Below are 17,983 nucleotides of genomic sequence, written 5' to 3' on the forward strand. Positions count from 1 at the left end.
TCTTGCGTCTTGTCCATATTTTTGAGTGTATTTCAAGTCCTGTTTGAGCAAGTTGCCCATGAAGGAACTTTCGGCACCAGTCGCCCCCTTGCGGGCTTGTAAATTACAGGCCAACGCTCACAAGCTGAGGTTGTCGGTATGAATTATACAGGTAAGCTAGGAAAGGAGTGGGTAAAATCCTCCAGAATAAAAGGAACTGTGCATTTTGCGGCATAGATATGCACAAGGAACAGCATACGGCAGTCCTTATTGACTGCTGGATGAAGAAGCTCGGAGAAATCACCTTCGAGAACAGGCCCCAAAAATTTGACGGGTTTATCCGGGAAGCCAAGAAACTAAGCGAAGATAAAACGCTCATCTTTGGTTTGGAAGATACCAGAGGGTTTGGCCGGAATCTGGCTACTTACCTGAAAGCCCATAAGTATATTGTCAAAGACATCTATCCGGCTTTGGGAAACGCTATGCGTTTAAGCAGTCCCACAGTGGAGAAAAACGATGCTTACGACGCTTTTTGTGTTGCCAGAATACTAAGGGATATGGTCGACAAGCTACCGGACACCAAGAATGAGGACATCTTTTTCACTATCCGGCAGATCGTCAAGCGGAGGGATAGCATCAAGAAACGAGGAATCATCTTGCAAAGCCAACTGCATGACGCTCTTATGTACAATTACCCGAGTTACCGGAAGTTTTTCTGTGACATTGACAGCAAAACGGCCCTTTGCTTCTGGGAGAACTATCCTTCCCCCGGATGCTTAAGCGGAATTAAACTGGAAGATTTGGCCGAAACTTTACGCAAGGCCAGCAATAACGCTTGTTCTACCAAGAAAGCACAGGCTATTTTGAGTCTTATTGCTGAGGACGGAGAAGTTAAAAAAGCTTACCAGCAGGAACGGGATTTTATTATTCAAGGCATTGTCAAAGAGATACGGTATTTAAAGCAGGAACTGACTGCAATTGATACCGAGTTAAGAAGGTTAATCCAAGAAACCGGCTACAAGTTACAGACTATGCCCGGAATAGACGTGATTACAGAAGCGCAAATAATCTCAGACATCGGAGACATCAACCGTTTTCCTAATGCCGACAAGCTGGCCCGATTTGCCGGGGTCGCTCCTGTTCTCTTCTCATCCGCAGGAAAAGGAAGAGAACAAAGGAGCAGACAAGGCAACCGGAATCTTAATGGCGTCCTTTATTTTCTGGCTATCCAAATGATTCAGGTATCCCGTGGCGGCAAAGCAAGACATCCGGTATTTCATGAATATTATAAACGCAAGTTGGCCGAAGGTAAACGGAAGCCCCAGGCTCTTGTATGTATCCAAAGAAGAGTCTTAAACATCATTTATGCCATGATGAAAAATAAGACTGAATACCAAGCTCCTAATTTGTGATAAAATGGTAATAACCTATTAAAAAATTGAAAAACGATTTTTCTGTTTAGCTTCTGCTTTTTTGGTTAACCGATAAAGCTTCATTAATCTTTCCCCTTAAGCTTCTATGTGGAGGGGGCGGGTCGTGGCGCAAAAACCACTTTAGACTATTTAAAGGATGTCGAAAAGATTAATGGTAATTATTATGCACCTGGAAAGACTCTTAATGAGATTGGACAAATTGAAGCAAGAGACGTTGATTTTACAAATTTAAGTAAGAAAATGACTTCATCAAGAAGCTCCACTGAGGGCGGATTCTCCAGGGTATATAATTATTCTGACCAAAGTGGCGTTAAATTTATTATTCATGAGGTAACAGATGCTAGAGGGAATATTCTCCATCGTGATTTTGATGCAGTAAGAATTCAATCTGGCCAGTTAATTAATAAACTGAAGTAGGAGCTTTGATATGAGCAGAGATGAGATAATTCATATATTTGTCGATTTGCTTAAAAAGTATATTTTTGAAGGGGTTGATCGATATGAAATTGCTGATGAACTCATAAAGAAAGTAGATATTAATGCAATATTTAGTTCTGATGATTTTATTATTTCAGATTGTTTCTACGCCATAAAACACTTGACTGAAGATAAATATGAGACGTCAATAAATGAACTGAAATATTTCCTGGAATGTTTTGAAGGATTAAGGGAGTATAATCTTGAGGAAAAGAACAATATAATTAATCAAAAATAAGGCCTAAAATGAGGTCACACAGTTTCGGCTGCTGTGGCCTATTTTTCTTATACCGGACACAACAGAAAGAAAAAGCGGAACCGGAACCGGCCCACCCCTAGTCGATTAATAGCTTTAGGTTAATTGTCTTTGCCGTCTGGCACCGTGATTTGAAATTTTTCAAATCATCACAATTCAGACGGTAAAGACTATAGCTGTCAGCATATCAGCCTGACTATTTTAATTAAGATGCAAGTAATTATAACCTAAAAAAAACGCTTCGTATTATTGGCTTACCGCTATGCTGGGGATTTGAAAAGGCTGAATGGTAGCAGTCATCTTTTTCAAATCCCCCAATGCCGAGGGATAGCAAATCGCTTAATGGGTACACATAAATCCTGCTTGCTTAAAAAGTTGCTGTTTCCCGACTTCCGGAACCGAAACAGCGTTGTAAGTATACCCAGGATCGAAACGTTAGATCAATTTCTCTCTATTCTTAAAATTATTGCAGCCTTGCCCGAAACACCAAAGCGAGCGTCAAGTGCCAGTGGCGTTATACAAACGGGATGAGCGTAGAAAATGTCAAGGGTTCACATGCAGAAAGCCCAGGGGTTTTGACATTTTAGCGAGGATTCCTATTTGTAGCCACGAAAACGTGCGAGCGGGGTATTTTGGGCAAGGCTGCATACCCCATAATCACCAAAAAGTCAGAAATAAGACTAACATTTACAGTGTTATTTCTATGAAAGCGATAGACAGTTTGTCCCAAAATCGACACTGGTGTCGAATTTGGGACAAGCCTATATTTGAGGATAACTAAAAAGCTTAATTAATCTTGATTTTAGCAGATTGAAACAATTATAATGGCAATAATCATCATTAACATAATTTGTAATACCGAAGGAACATAACAATGATCACAAAAGCCGAAACCGTCAAAAAATATGCCCAGGATGAAGAAAGCAGACTGCTGCTTGCGCGGGCGCTGGACAAACTTGAAGAATCGGAAAAGAAAAATATTCCGGCTTGCACGCGGTTCTGCAGTGAACAGCAGCGGGTGCTGCTTGGAAATGCACTGAAAGCGAACGGAAACCCCCGGTACTTTTTCTGGGGAGGCTATGAAGGGGCTGAGCGTACCGTATTGATCTTTCTGCCGGACTACTTGGAGCCTGAACATGTCATTCAGGATGATGAATATTGCCCATTAGCTTTTATCCGGGCGGAATATACTGCAGACAGCGGTCTGTCGCATCGGGATTTTCTAGGCAGTTTGATGGGGGCAGGAATCAAGCGGGAAACAGTCGGTGACATTCTGGTCGGGGAAAATAGCACGGATCTGATTGTCTTGAAAGAAATCCTGCCGTTCCTGATAAACAATCTGGAATCAGTCGGCCGTGTCAAAATAAAAACAGCAATCATCTCTGCGGGATTGCTGCAAATACCGGAAGAAAAAGTTCTTCTGCTGAAAGACACCGTAGCCTCATTGCGGCTGGACAGTGTGGTCGCGGCAGGTTTTAACTTAAGCCGCACCAAAGCGGGGGAATATGTTGAATCCGGGAAGGTCATGCTGAATTCGCTGGCATGTGACAAAACAGATAAGACGGTTGCGGAAGGGGATACGCTATCTCTGCGCGGCCTTGGGAAAATCAAGCTTCAGGAAATAGGTGGACTCTCTAAAAAAGGACGTCAGTCCATCGTGATCAAAAAGTATGTCTAGTACAACGCTCTTGAGTACAAGGTACATAAAATAGTTACCCGACATTTATTCCCGTGCCAGCCGTTCTGCTTCGGCCTTCGCTACCCGAAAGCAGTCTTTGATTTCTTCCACGGTCAACGTGGAATCTTCCGCCTGCTTCCTGAAATATTGCATCAATACTTTGCCAACTGCATAGCAGCTAATAAAAACAAGCGAGGCTGTTCCCGGCGTGCTGCGTGTGTCTGTGTTCAAACCAACCTTGGTCAATCCTTCCAGACCATATTTGGCAGTTAGCGCAAGGCCGGCCTGCCCGGAAAGTTCGCGGAAAAGACGCTGGGCATTCTCGGGAGCCAGCGTTTGACCGGATTCCTCCGCCAGACGAAGGGTCAGGTAGACTTCAGTAATCTGGAGCAGGATCATATCTTTGTGTTCAGCGGCTGAGGCAGCCGTGCCGGCAGTCAGGACGATCAGCCGGTTCATTCTGTCTGTGGTTTTATTTAGAGGGAGCTTATTGACGGCTTCCTCTATTTTATTGAGATATTCTTCCGGGGTTATGGTTTCCACGCCACTGCAGACAGGACAGGATTCAGCGTCATGGACATGGACGGCATGACCCGACTGATGAGAATGGTCATGGCCGCAACTACAGGATTGCTGATGCTGACTGGAGTGATTGTGCTGATTAGGTTGATGCGGATGTTTTTTTTGATGGTTCGCAGGCATAGAACGTCCTTTCTATCCATAAAGGATAAGCTAGTAGACTGATTCGTAAATTCCCTAAAGTGTTTTGTCTTAATATAACACAATCTGCAATTTTATTTAATTACTTTTACTTAAACGAATAAGCCATAAGGTTAAAAAATGAGAATGTCAGATATTATTCGATCTGGACATTCTCAAAAAAATGAATAGAGTTCACTGATCAATGAACATAGTTCAGCTGATCGCTAAATGACGCGTTTCGCCCCGATATAGACAGATTTCCAGTAGGTACCGAAACTATAGACAGCAACACCTTTGGAGCTGGAAGCATTAATAAACTGGTTATTGCCAATGTAAATCCCGTCATGATCAACGACACCGTTTCGGGCCATCGAAAAGAAAACAATATCCCCAGGTTGTAAATTAGCGAAACTAACCGCTTTGCCAACCATGTACTGGTCCCTGGAAATACGCGGCAGGGCAATTCCGTTTTGTTTAAAAACATATTGAACAAATCCGGAACAATCAAAGCCAGTCGATGGGGAAGTACCTCCATATTTGTAAGGCACACCAATGTATTTCTGGGCCGTCGCGGCGATCGAGGAGCCCGTTTTAACATTTTGTACATTGCTGACGTAGGCCTTGTTTAACGCTGTGGCTGTAATGGGTCCGACGATCCCGTCGGTAAGTAAATTTCGGGATTTTTGAAATGCAATTACGCCGGCCTTGGTTTTGAGTCCGAAAATTCCGTCCACTGTGCCGACGCTGTAACCCAGACAGTTAAGTTTGGTTTGCAGTTCGATGACATTCGGCCCTGTCGAGCCTGTCTTCAGAAGTGTATCACCAAGAGCAGCATTCGTTACCTGAGCTAGACCAAGAATCAGGACTGCAGAAAGAAGCAGCATCACAACAATTTTTTTCGTCATTGAAATCCTCCACTCCGCCAAATTTTTTCATCTGGATTCTGTACAAATCTTGTTCGCTTCTTACAGTATTTTAACAATTCACTGGAAAAAAGGCATGTCCAAAATTCTGGAAATATTTATAACGCGGTAAAAGGATGATAATTTGCCTTCAAGATGATATATTAGGTGTAATCGGTTTTCAGCTGATGGAGGCGCAGGACGCTAATTTGCCGTAAGGGGAAATTGCATGAGAGAAAAGCGAAGTTATTGGAATATCCATCCTTCGGAGCAAATATTTATGACCCAATGGCAGCCGGATACGCTCCCCGCCAAAGCAATCATCCTGATGATTCACGGCATATCGGAGCATTCCGGCAGATATGCACCGTTTGCCAGGGAGTTGACGGATGCAGGGTATATGGTTTATGCCTACGACCAAAGAGGCCATGGCAAAACAGCTGAAAAGCAAGGCTTTGACATATCCGCCGGCCACGACGGCTGGAATCTTATGGTGCGCGATGTCTATGATTTGGTTGCTCTGATTAAAAGAGACAATCCCAGACTGCCGCTGTTTATTTTCGGTCATAGTATGGGAAGCTTTATTCTCCGGCACTATATGCATCTTTATGGAAATAAGCAGGGAATACAAGGAGTCATTTTATCCGGCCCAGGCGGAGACACGACGTTTAGGCTATACTATGGCCTTTTCTTATGCGGGACCATGGCGCTGATCAAAGGAAAAAGCTATCAAAGCAAATGGATACAGGAGCTTACTTTTAAAAATTTCAATGCCCGGTGTCCTGAAAACCGGACCGCCTATGACTGGCTGACCACGGACCCGGCTGCAGTTGACCAATATATTCAGGACAGCTACTGCGGAGGCATATGTACGTTGGCGTTTTATCGCGATTTTTTTGGCGGCATCCTGGAAGTTCAGAAGCAATCCAATGTCAGGAAAATGCCAAAAGAAGTCCCGGTCCTGATTCTTTCCGGCCAAATGGACCCTGTTGGGCACTACGGGAAAATTAGCATAGCCTTGCACCATGGTTATCAAAAAGCCGGTATAAGGGATGTCACACTCAAACAATATGAAAAGAGCAGGCATGAACTGCATAATGAAACGAACCGCGATCAGGTTCTTCTGGATATCATTCAATGGATGGATGCCAAGACTGAGCATAATTAGAATGGATTAAAATGAGGGGGAAGATGATGAAAAGAATTAAGTCTGCTATGGCCGTTTTCCTGATTGGCGCAATGCTCGTATTATCCATAAATTCTCCGATTTCGGCTGACGATACTCAGAAGAGCATGACAATCTTGTTTACACATGATATGCATGACCATCTCTTGCCGGTCAAAGATGAACAAAACGGTGTAATCAAACAGTCCGGCGGATTTGCCAGACTCCAGAGCGCCATTACTGCCGGGAAAGAGAATGATCCGGATGCTTTGCTCGTCGATGCCGGAGATTATTCGATGGGAACACCATTTCAAACGATTTTCCGGACAGACTCCCCGGAGCTTCGCGTGATGGGGCAGATGGGATATGATGCTGTAACTTTGGGCAATCACGAATATGACTACAGGGCATCCGGACTGGCCGACAGCTTGCAGTCAGCGGTGGCCGCCCGTAAAGCCGGAGAAGTTCTGCCGGAAATTGTTCAGGCCAATGTCTCGTTTCCCGCAAAACAGGACGGCAGCCTAACCCCTTCACTCGCAGCTCTGCAGCAGGCTTATCAGGATTATGGGATCAAGGAATACACCGTCATTGAAAAGAAGGGTGTGAAGATTGGCATTTTTGGTCTAATGGGGAAAGATGCAGCTTCCAATGCGCCAAAGGCAGAAGTGGAATTCACAGATCCTGTGGAAAATGCTAAACGGATTGTTTCCCTTTTAAAAAAGGAAAACGTTGATTTAATCGTCTGCTTATCCCATTGCGGAACATGGAAGGATGTAGCCGAATCTGAAGACCAGATCCTGGCAAAAAAGGTTCCGGATATCGATGTAATCATCAGTGGCCACACCCACACTAAAGTTGAAGTACCGATCATCGAAGGGAAAACATTGATTTGTTCCGCTGAAGACAGCTGCAAGAACCTCGGTGTCCTGCAAATTTCCCGGAAGTCCGGTACGGATTGGGAACTTGCCGCTTACCGGCTGCAGACGATTAATGAAAGCCTGCTTGACGATCAGCAGGTTGCTGAAACTGTCAACCGCTTCAAGCAGCAGGTTCAGGACAAATTTTTTACACCGTTTCAGTTGAATTTTGATCAAGTGTTGGCAGAATCCCCTTATAACTTCCGGAAAGTCAACGATATTTTGAATACGCATCAGGAAGACCCTTTAGCCAACCTGATTTCTGATGCCTATGTTTATGCTGTGAAGAAGGCGGAGGCTTCAGACTATATTCCTGTGGATGTCGCAGTTGTACCTGCCGGGACGATCAGAGGTACCTTTTTTAAGGGGGCCATTACAGCTGCCGACGCCTTTAGCGTAAGCTCCCTCGGGACCGGACCGGATAATATTCCAGGGTATCCGCTGGTTTCTGTCTATTTAACCGGCCAGGAGTTAAAGACCCTGTGCGAAGTAGATGCCTCAATCTCATCGATGATGGCTGAAGCTCAGTTGTTTATGTCAGGTATTGATTTCACGTATAATCCGAACCGGATGATATTCAATAAGGTCACTAACGCCGTATTGCAGAAACCGGACGGCTCTGTTGAAGAAATTGACGATACCAAATTATACAGGGTAGTTGCCGGTTTGTATTCTGCTCAGATGCTTTCGATTGTCGGCGATAAATCTTTCGGTCTGTTGTCCATTGTACCCAAAACAGAAGAGGGTACGCCGGTTACCGACTTTGAAACCCGGATCGTCAGAGACGCAGCCGGAAATAATACCGAAGTTAAAGAATGGCAGGCACTCGCCTTATATCTTCAGTCATTTGCCAAAGTCGGCGGAGTTCCAACGATTCCCGATGATTACAGCAGTGTACTTGGAAGAAAAGTGGCTGACAACAGCCACAATCCAATATCCCTGCTCAGTAATCCGAACAAAATTACCCTGACGGTCTACGCTGTAGTTCTTGTTGTCCTAGCGCTGATTAGTTTTGCGATTTACAGGATCGCTACCCGCCGTAAACGTTTGACCCAAACCAAACATAAATCTGTTTAAACCTCTTATTTAAGCATTATTTTGGCCAGAAAGAATTCTGGCTTTAATTTTTAAGGCAAATTTTAAGGCTGAAAAGAAAGAAAGTTCCAGTGATAAGCAGGAATTTGCCTGGGTTCCCAAGAACATTTTTTACGATAGGGAACTATTATTATCAGAATAACCTAATGTGCAAGGATAGATTGATGTTTTGGTGTCATTAGGGTGAGGTGTAAAAATGGCGGAAACGATTCGTTTTGTGCATTGTGCCGGATTTCAATTTGACAGCCGTTCCTGGGAAGGCCCGCCTTCCTGGTCAGCAATGCGCAATCAAGACTTATGGCAGACTTTCGAAACCGTCCTGACATTATGTCAAAAAGAGAAAGCAGACTTTCTGTTTGTAACAGGCGACTTATTTGATCAGGAATACACCCGTAAAGAAACAGTCGAACGTGTCTACTGTTCGTTCTCCAGATTGAAGGACACCTATGTCTGTATCACGCCTGGGGATCAGGATCCTTTGGTCATCTCTTCCGCCTACCGTTTTGCTGAATGGCCTGATAATGTTCATATCTTTGCAGGGGGCATCAGCCATATTGAAATTCCGGCCAAAAGAACTGTCATCTATGGCTCGGGATGGACGAATTACCGTCAGGAGCGGATTGATTTGGGGATGATTCAATCTGTCTTACACAATGTGCCCATCCAGATGATGCTGCTCCATGCAGAGATAGCGTCCCCACGAAATACGGATGGGTTTATTCCTCTGGAACCAGAGGCGATTATAGCGAGTGGTTTAACTTATCTGGCGTTAGGGCATCAGCAGAAATTCAGTGGGCTGCATCAGGCTGGTGATACTTTATGGGCGGATTGCGGATACCCTGAGGCCCGGAGTTTTCGGGACAGCGGACCGCATGGCGTACTTTTCGGAGAAACAGACGGAAAATTAACGCGGGTCGATTTTGTGGAACTTGGCAGGCGGAGCTATATTGAGAAATTCTGGCCGCAGGCGGTTGAACCGAAAGAAATTGCTATCACGCTTTTAGCGGATACAACAAAAGAAGAAAGGCAAAGAGATTTGTTCCGGATTACTCTGTCTGGGCCATTTCCGGATCCGGAAAATACAATCCAGGTTTTACAGAAGCTTCTGTCTGAAGACTTCAGCTACTTTGAGGTTTATCATACATCTCAATCTGATTCGGTCCTCAGCGATGATAGCAGCGTTACAAGGCGTAAAGCCAGTGGTTTCCCGGATTTAATCGAAGTATTCAGGAATGAGACCCGAAAACGCCTTTCTTCTGAGAACCGGCCTGAAGAACAGCGGCGCTGGGAATTGGTTCAGAAAATTGGGTTGGCTGCAATCAGTCAGGGACGGGAAGATTATGAGGATTGATAAGATCGGGTTTCAGGGTCATCCACTGCTCGGGGATGCAGAGTGGTCCTTGCCCGAGGATTTTACGGTGCTGTATCTGGAGGAACCCGGACTGGGAAAAGCTTTGTGTCAATTACTGCAGGAATACTATGACGACCGGGTGTCATTAGCACCATCGGACAAGCAGAAAAGACAAGGATTGGCAGAAATCTTGCTTTCCGGTGAACAAACAGGCTTGGATATGACTTTTGAGGCAATCCGGCAGAGCGGTTTTATTGTCTGGCCGGATTGCAATAAGCATGAGCTATACCGACGGGTCTCCAACCTTCAGCAGGTCGGAAATGAAGAGCTTTCCCTGGCACGGGTGCGTGATGCTCTGGCCAGGGCTAAAGAACGCGTCGAAGAACAGGCGGATGGAATGGCTCAGGTCAAAGCCGAATATGATGCGTTAAGACGAGATTGGGAAGAAGCAAACCACCGGCAGGAGGAACAGCGTTTTCTACAGATCAAAATCAAGAACCTGCAGGCTGAACAGCATCTCCTGACGGAAAAAATTGCTGAGATGGAAAAGGTTCAACAGCGTCTTAGCATCCTGAGAGAGAACCCTGATTACCGGGAATTACGCCGTCTGCAGGGTGAACTGGCCCGCCTCGAAGAACTGCGCAGGGATACCGGGATTCGATTTACGGCCGTTGTTCAGGATAAACAGGTCAACTGGGACATGATTGAAGGTTTGCGGGAAGAGTGTTATGCCTGGGCCTTGATTCAAAAAGAGGCAGAACAGGGCGAAGCTTTGATCACCCGGCAGACTCGGGCCATTCATGAGCTTCAGGATTCACTAACATCATCCGGCTATCGGCAAATACCGGAAAATGAGGAGCAGTACTTACGCAGCGCCGAAGAAGAGCTTCGTGCAGCGCAGAAGGAGCTTGAAGGCTTTGCCGGTTTGGCTGATACCGTGAAGGAACTGGAAAGGTCTCTTCTTGAAGAAAAAGCCAAGCTCAAAAAATATGTGCTGATCGCCGGTGTGACTGACAAAGACCGACATTCACTTGACCGATCATACATACGTCTGAAAAAATGGCAGGACTCTGTCTTAGGACGCATGATTGACCGCAGGTTCATCCGGCGATTCGGCGCAGTCAGTGTCGGAGACCGATTGGCTTCACGTCTGACAAAGCTTCTGCAAAAATATCAGGCTGCAGACTATCAAGAATTCATGCAGCAGATCGAAGCGTATTGGAATCAGAAACAGGCCGTTGACCAGCTGCAGAAGGATTATAACGTGGTTAGGAAAAAAGCTGCAAGGAAAGAAGAACTGCTCAGAATCATCCTGTCCCGCGGTCAGCAGCTGCAACAAGCTTTTAAGATGGTTAATGCAGCCGATTTCTCGTCCTGGAAAAACGGTTGGGACGAATACCAGCAGAAAACCATTCAGATCGTTGGTATGCTGGAGGCCTTGGAGGTGCAGGGCGGACAGCAAGAGGAAACAGAACAGAAACTGCAGGAATATGCATCACAACTGCGCGAAAAATTGCAGAACCGGATCTCGTCTGATGCCGATATCGACGAGGTCCTTGAGGCCGTACTGCTGATTGCGCGTGAACTGCGAATCAAAGAAGAAACTGAAAAAGAATATGATTTGCTGAAAAAACAGTATGATATCACCTTAAATAAGCGAAACCTGGATCATTTGTCCAGAACTTTGGAGCCGCTTGCAGAACTGGAACGTGAAGAATGTCTGCCGGAAAAAGAAAGGCTGGCTGCCCAGGAGGCTTCCCGGCAGGCCCTTTCAGAGAAAAGCAGCCAGCTTCTGAAGGCCCGTAAAGACCTTCAGGATAGTCAGGCTGTGAAAATGGACCCTGCCTTGGAGAAAAAACTTGGGAATGTAAAACAGCAATGGCAGACCTATCAGGAATTACAGCATACCCTTGATGATACGACGGAGCTACTTGAAGCCTCGCTGCAAAAATGGCAGACGGAGAATGGCATCCTTTTAAAAATAAAAGCACAGCGGTTTTTGAGCCGGACATTTTCGTTGACCCTGTCGGATAAAAAAGAAATCATGATGGCCAAAGCCTATCCGTATTATTTTGCTTACCGTCTGGCCCTTGCCGAAGCTGCCCTTGAGGAAAGCAGCACCGAGATCCCCTTGTTCTTCCTGTCCGGAACAATGAACGGAACCGAGGAATTTTGGAAGAAGGCGCTGGTGTGTCTGCAGGAACTATCACGCTTCCGCCAGGTTATTTTCTGCACAGCGGATGCCAGGCTACAGAAAATTGCCGATCAGCTCTGCAGCAATAAATGCATGTAACTAGCAATATCTAACATTGAGGCAAATAACAGGGAGGCAGTTTGAATAAATTAGCAGGTCTAGTAGATAAATCGAAAAATATTCAAGAGAAACCGTCAGAGATTGCTGCGTTATTATTGACCTGGTATGACCAAAATAAAAGGGATCTGCCCTGGAGAAGAACGAACGACCCCTATGCGGTTTGGTTATCGGAAATCATGCTTCAGCAAACACGGGTCGATACGGTTATAGATTATTACCTGAGGTTCCTGGAACGGTTCCCGGATATTTGCAGCCTGGCTGATGCAGATGAAGAAGACGTTTTAACCCTATGGAAAGGTCTCGGCTACTACCGTCGGGCCAGGAACCTTCATCAGGCTGCCATCGCGGTCCGCGATAGGTACAGCGGGAATTTTCCGCGCACTTTTCCGGAAATCCGTATTTTACCAGGAATCGGTGACTATACGGCTGGGGCTATCGCAAGCATTGCTTACAATCTGCCTTATCCGGCTGTCGACGGGAATGTACTGCGGGTCGCAACCCGTCTTCTAGGACTTGAAGATGACATCAGCCAGCAAAAAATCCAAAAGCAAATTGCTGAAATCATCAAAGAGATGATTCCCAAGGAAAGGGCAGGAGATTTTACCCAGGCGCTGATGGAACTTGGCGCAATGTGCTGTACACCCAATACTCCCGGTTGCCGGGACTGTCCCTGGCGTACCGTCTGTACTGCCCATCGTACGCACAGGGAGACTGTCCTGCCGGTTAAGAAGAAAGCAAAAAAAGCAACCTGCTTCAATTACTGGACGGCGCTTGTCTGTAACGACGGGGATATTCTGATGGAGTACCGTAGCAATACACAGCTGCTTGGCAACATGTGGGGACTGCCGCTCGTCCGAAAGGAATCTGGTTCATCTGCGGAAGAACTGTTCCATCGCGACTGGGAGTTAGATCTCGAACCTATTAAATACTTGGGCAGCGTTCAACATGTTTTCACACATCAGGTCTGGCAAATGGATGTTATTTTGTTTTCGCTCAAGCCGGACTCAGAAGTAAAATCAGGGCTTGCTTGGATTTCCCGGGAGAGACTAAAGGACCTCCCGATTCCAAAGGCATTTCAAAAAGTACTTGAGCTAATGAATAATGGCGTCGTCCCAGTCTGTCCAGTTGGGATCGATATTAATGATTGAAAAAATCCTGCCGATGCAGGAATTTTCATTTAGGAATGTATATCATCGGCCTCCATATGATTTGTTTTTTGTGGTATAATAATTCGCTATATAACCTTCGTAAAATATTTAGTCTAATACATTGGAGAGAGAAAAGTGGAACTACAAGGCGTCTATAACCAACTTGGAATTTTGTTTTTAACGATTCTGCTGGGTTATGTCCTGGCCAAAGTGAAAATTATCTCGCCGGCAGCGACCCAGGTTTTTTCTAAATTTGTCCTGACAATTGCACTCCCGGCCTTGATCCTGTCTGGGATGAGAGTTTCTTTTACAACAGAGAGGTTACATACGGCACTTTTTGTTTTCCTGCTTACGATACCCTGTTACGGTCTTGCCTTTCTTGTCGGAAAACTAACAGCGAGGATCCTGACCAAAGATCTAACCAGAAAATCCGTCTTTAATTTTGGAATTGTCTTTGCAAATACAGGCTTTTTAGGCTTTCCGATATTTCAGGCACTCTATGGCAAAGAAGCAATATTTTATGCCGCGATCTACAATATTATGTTTAACTTGTTGCTGTATACGCTCGGTATCAAGATCATGAATACGAATAAAACCGAGCATACAAGACTAGACCTGAAAAAGATTATTAATCCTGGAGTGGGAGCGAGTGTCATCGGATTCATTTTATTTATCACCGCCGTTCCGCTGCCTGAATTCATGACCGGCACGATTGATGCGATCGGAAATACCTGTGTTCCTCTGTCCATGCTGACCATTGGGGCAACCTTAAGTGAACTACCGCTTCAAAAGATGTTTAGTGATATCGGTATTTATATCCTGTCGGTCGTCAGATTGCTCGTGATGCCGTTATTAACCCTGGTTTTGGTCAAATATATCTTTCAGATTGATCAGATGTGGCTGATTGCTATACCGGTCATCATGGCCGGTATGCCTATCGCGACCAATACGGTTTTAATGGCGATTGAATATAAAAATAATGCACATCTGGCATCGCAGACGGTGCTGATTTCAACCTTGCTTAGCTGTTTATCGATTCCATTGCTGATACTTATACTGTCTCATTTTTAAAAACCTATTTTATAAAATGTATAGAATAGCCATAATTTGGATAAAATGATCCTATATCATGTAAGGGAGGATCTGTATGGGCGACAAAAATCCAAAAAATATTAAGAAACAGAAAAAGAAAAGAACGGAAAAGAAACCAGAAACGCTTAATCCAGAAAATAATCTGTAGAATTTGCAACGATAAAACTCAATATTTCTGCATTGTTTTTAACAATACCAGAGTTTCCAAATTAATGTTTGGACTCTGGTATTTTTTTATCCGGACAAATCCGTCGCATATTATTCGCAAATTTTTGCGGGTATATTCGTTGTGGTTCTATCCAACATCATGTAAAATGGTATTTATCAGGAAAAACGCATCACATGATTTTCAAACTGTTTCATGAGGTGATTGGATGGAAGTCTTTCAGGAAAAACGAAAGTATTTCCGCGTCGATTTGATTCATGATATTCCGGCCACAGCAAAAATTTCCGCGATTAACAACCAGAAGGTCGAAGTGGAGAAAACATTTCCGATTACAATCCTAGATTTGAGCACAGGCGGGATATATGCTTTTATCCCCGTGGATATTCCCGTCAATATTGTCATCATCGATATCATGTTTACGTTTGAAAATGAAGAATTCTCATTTAATGCGTTGATTATCCGCAAGACCCCCAAAGATGACGGCTTTGAATACGGGATGAAGTTCCTTTTTCACTCCCAGAAAGATGAAAGCCGGATCACCCGATGTCTGAATCAATATAAAATCAAGCATACCCGCTTTATGAAGATTCAGCTTGATTTACGCAAACAGAAATACATCGGATGCTTTGTCAAGGTCCTAGAGCTGATCGAAGAACCGGCTTGTCTGATTACGAGCCGACGGATCGTTGTCGCCACAAATAAAGCAGCGCAAGAAAGCGGTGTCAAACTTGGCGAACGCTGTTATTCCACGGTCGCCAAACGGCATCGTGCCTGTCCATTTTGCCTGCTGGAAGACGCCCAAAAAGCGGACCGTCTTCTTGAGGCAAATGCCGTTGTGCAGGAACAAAGCTGTAAGGCCCGCTGGTTATACCTCGAGGATCATTACATGATCCACTATTTCACGCGAAAGGAAGGATTGAAAGATGAATGAAAAGGTGAGGGATATTGCCGAGAGAATTAAAGGCTTACGATTACTTACCGGTTGGGCCGAAGAAGAAGCTGCGCGTAAAATCGGACTGCCTGTTCAAGAATATCTGAAGTATGAAAAAGGCGAAGATGATATTCCCATTAGTATTCTATATGAGATTGCCGATTGTTATCAGGTTGATTTAACGGATGTTCTTACCGGTGTCTCACCCAAGCTGCATGATGTCTGCTTCATCAAAAAGGGAAAGGGTCTCAAGGTTGAACGCTATGACCAGTATGATTTTCAGAGTCTGGCTTATCAGTACGTTAACAGAAAAATTGAACCGCTGCTGGTGACCCTAGATGCTGAAAATAGTCCTGAACTTGTTTCTCATCACGGACAGGAATTTAACTTTTGTCTGGAAGGCAAAATGAAAGTGATCATTGGCAGTATGGAATATGTGCTGGACCCGGGAGACTCTCTGTATTTTAATTCCTTAATTCCACATAAAATGCTGGCCCTTGAAAAAAGACCGGCAAAATTTTTGACCGTCATACTTTTATAAAGGATGTGAACAGATGAACCTCGCTTCAAGATATATTGGGAAAACCGATTTTGATTCTTATGAAGATTTTTGTGCGAATTATCAAGTGAAAGTACCGAAAAATTTTAATTTTGCGTATGATATTGTCGATGAATATGCCCGTCTGGAACCAGAGCGTCCAGCGCTGGTTTGGTGCGACGACCACGGTAATGAACGGGTCTTTACCTTTACCGACCTGAAAAAATACTCGGATAAAACGGCGAACATGTTAAGCGAAGCCGGGATTTGCAAGGGTGACAAAGTCATGCTGATTCTGAGAAGGCGTTATGAAGTGTACATAGCGATTCTGGCTCTGGCCAAAATTGGTGCGATCTATATTCCTTCTTCCAATCAGCTTACGCAGAAGGATATTGTTTATCGCAATAATGCCGCATCGATTAAAGCGATCATCGCCTATAATGATCCGATAATTCTCGACCATGTCGAAGCTTCCAGGGAAGAATCAGTAACGCTTGAGACGCTTTTTCTGGTCGGGGCTAAGCGTCCAGGCTGGGTTGATTTTAGCAGCAGCATGGAGGCCGCTTCCGAAAATTGGGTCCGGCCGACAGGTGCTGACGCCACAACGAACGACGACACGATGATCATCTATTTCACGTCAGGGACCACGAGCATGCCCAAAATGGCTATTCAGAGCTTCACCTATCCGCTTGGTCATATTGTGACGGCCAAATACTGGCAGCGCGTCGTGGATGGCGGGCTTCACCTGACGGTTTCCGATTCCGGTTGGGCTAAATTCGGCTGGGGAAAAATTTACGGCCAGTGGATTTGCGGAACGGCACAGTTTGTCTATGATATGGACAAGTTTATACCTGAGAAGCTGCTGGAAATGATGCAAAAATATAAGCTGTCTACGTTTTGCGCGCCTCCAACCATTTACCGTTTCCTGCTGGAAAACGAATTGGAAAAATATGACCTGTCTTCAATTGTCCACTGCTCCACAGCCGGGGAACCTTTGAATCCGGATGTCTTTAACAGATTTAAAAGTCTGACCGGCTTAAGCATTTTAAATGGATTTGGTCAGACTGAGACAACGGTATTGGTCGCGAACTTTGAATGGCTGGATATTTATCCGGGAGCGATGGGCAAACCGAATCCGGCCTATAAGATCGATGTGGTTGATGAAAACGGAGCTCCATGTCCTCCAGGCGTTGAAGGGGAACTGGTCATCCGCGAGGCTGATTCCAATAAGCCTGCCGGGTTGTTCTGCGGGTACTACAGGGATGAAACTGGAACCAAAAAAGTATGGTATGACGATACTTACCACACAGGGGATATGGCCTACTGGGACGAACACGGCTTTTTATGGTTTGTTGGCCGCAATGATGATGTTATTAAGGCGTCCGGCTACAGGATCAGTCCTTTTGAAGTTGAAAGCGCGCTGATTGAACATCCCGCTGTCGTAGAGTGTGCTGTAACCGGCGCCCCGGATGCCGTCAGGGGAACGGTCGTTAAAGCAACTGTTGTGCTGGCCAAAGGCTATACGGCTTCCGAAACGTTAAAAAAAGAGATCCAGGACTATGTCAAAAAGGTGACGGCTCCATACAAATACCCGAGGATACTTGAATTTGTCGACGAGCTGCCGAAGACGATCGGCGGCAAGATCAAACGCGCCCAGATCCGTCGCGAAGATACGGAAAAGTTTCAGGGATAAAGAATAACTTTTAACATATACCTATCAATCATTGAATATTGTGATGATGCACCCCACATTATCGTGGGGTGATTTTATGCCTTGAAAAGTGGTGAGATTTTCATGTAAAATGAACTATAAATAATCAATAGGATAAATGTCAATTT

The 17,983-nt window shown here is 44.9% G+C and carries 15 protein-coding genes; 13 read left to right on the top strand and 2 right to left on the bottom strand.

Features of this window, described 5'->3' with window-relative positions; genetic code table 11:
- Positions 1–167 precede the first annotated feature (167 nt).
- The 4 genes from C1I38_RS08835 to C1I38_RS08850 all read left to right on the top strand — a co-directional run bounded on the left by C1I38_RS08835 (position 168) and on the right by C1I38_RS08850 (position 3,823).
- Positions 168–1,391 carry an IS110 family transposase gene (locus C1I38_RS08835; RefSeq protein ID WP_282432366.1) on the top strand — a complete coding sequence of 408 codons (1,224 nt, stop codon included), beginning with the start codon at positions 168–170 and terminating at the stop codon, positions 1,389–1,391.
- A 108-nt stretch (positions 1,392–1,499) separates the two neighbouring features.
- A complete protein-coding gene (locus tag C1I38_RS08840; RefSeq protein WP_119775065.1) occupies positions 1,500–1,829 on the top strand; it encodes a hypothetical protein in 330 nt (109 codons plus the stop codon).
- Positions 1,830–1,839: 10 nt separating this feature from the next.
- A complete protein-coding gene (locus C1I38_RS08845; protein ID WP_119775066.1) occupies positions 1,840–2,127 on the top strand; it encodes a hypothetical protein in 288 nt (95 codons plus the stop codon).
- 892 nt (positions 2,128–3,019) lie between these two features.
- Positions 3,020–3,823: a YlmH/Sll1252 family protein gene (locus C1I38_RS08850; RefSeq protein WP_119775067.1), complete on the top strand. Its 804-nt coding sequence runs from the start codon at positions 3,020–3,022 to the stop codon at positions 3,821–3,823.
- Between the two features lie 45 nt (positions 3,824–3,868).
- On the opposite strand, the gene C1I38_RS08855 is transcribed toward C1I38_RS08850, so the two are convergent.
- Positions 3,869–4,525 carry a hypothetical protein gene (locus C1I38_RS08855; RefSeq protein WP_243109302.1) on the bottom strand — a complete coding sequence of 219 codons (657 nt, stop codon included), beginning with the start codon at positions 4,523–4,525 and terminating at the stop codon, positions 3,869–3,871.
- Between the two features lie 224 nt (positions 4,526–4,749).
- Complete coding sequence (locus tag C1I38_RS08865; RefSeq protein WP_119775068.1) at positions 4,750–5,430, bottom strand: NlpC/P60 family protein; 681 nt, start codon at positions 5,428–5,430, stop codon at positions 4,750–4,752.
- A 226-nt stretch (positions 5,431–5,656) separates the two neighbouring features.
- Here C1I38_RS08865 and C1I38_RS08870 point away from each other — a divergent pair, with 226 nt between their 5' ends.
- From C1I38_RS08870 to C1I38_RS08910, 9 genes are all read left to right on the top strand, one after another.
- Complete coding sequence (locus tag C1I38_RS08870; protein ID WP_119775069.1) at positions 5,657–6,595, top strand: alpha/beta hydrolase; 939 nt, start codon at positions 5,657–5,659, stop codon at positions 6,593–6,595.
- Positions 6,596–6,621: 26 nt separating this feature from the next.
- The gene (locus C1I38_RS08875) at positions 6,622–8,586 is read left to right on the top strand and encodes a bifunctional UDP-sugar hydrolase/5'-nucleotidase (protein WP_243109303.1); all 1,965 of its coding nucleotides are present in this window, start codon (positions 6,622–6,624) and stop codon (positions 8,584–8,586) included.
- Positions 8,587–8,800: 214 nt separating this feature from the next.
- Entirely contained in the window at positions 8,801–9,955 is a 1,155-nt protein-coding gene (locus C1I38_RS08880) for a DNA-binding protein (protein WP_119775071.1), read from the top strand.
- Positions 9,945–12,248 (top strand): hypothetical protein, encoded by a 2,304-nt coding sequence (locus C1I38_RS08885; RefSeq protein WP_119775072.1) that lies wholly within the window; start codon positions 9,945–9,947, stop codon positions 12,246–12,248. Before C1I38_RS08880 ends, C1I38_RS08885 begins: the two co-directional genes overlap by 11 nt.
- A gap of 41 nt (positions 12,249–12,289) precedes the next feature.
- Entirely contained in the window at positions 12,290–13,417 is a 1,128-nt protein-coding gene (gene mutY / locus C1I38_RS08890) for an A/G-specific adenine glycosylase (RefSeq protein ID WP_119775073.1), read from the top strand.
- 135 nt (positions 13,418–13,552) lie between these two features.
- Entirely contained in the window at positions 13,553–14,488 is a 936-nt protein-coding gene (locus tag C1I38_RS08895) for an AEC family transporter (protein WP_119775074.1), read from the top strand.
- Positions 14,489–14,883: 395 nt separating this feature from the next.
- Positions 14,884–15,606, top strand: a complete 723-nt coding sequence (locus C1I38_RS08900; RefSeq protein ID WP_119775075.1) for a PilZ domain-containing protein — start codon at positions 14,884–14,886, stop codon at positions 15,604–15,606.
- Positions 15,599–16,147, top strand: a complete 549-nt coding sequence (locus C1I38_RS08905) for an XRE family transcriptional regulator (RefSeq protein WP_119775076.1) — start codon at positions 15,599–15,601, stop codon at positions 16,145–16,147. The genes C1I38_RS08900 and C1I38_RS08905 overlap by 8 nt, the downstream gene beginning before the upstream one ends.
- Positions 16,148–16,160: 13 nt before the next feature.
- A complete protein-coding gene (locus C1I38_RS08910; RefSeq protein ID WP_119775077.1) occupies positions 16,161–17,837 on the top strand; it encodes an AMP-binding protein in 1,677 nt (558 codons plus the stop codon).
- Positions 17,838–17,983 lie beyond the last annotated feature (146 nt).

The organism is Dehalobacter sp. 12DCB1 (assembly GCF_004343605.1).
GTDB lineage: Bacteria > Bacillota > Desulfitobacteriia > Desulfitobacteriales > Syntrophobotulaceae > Dehalobacter.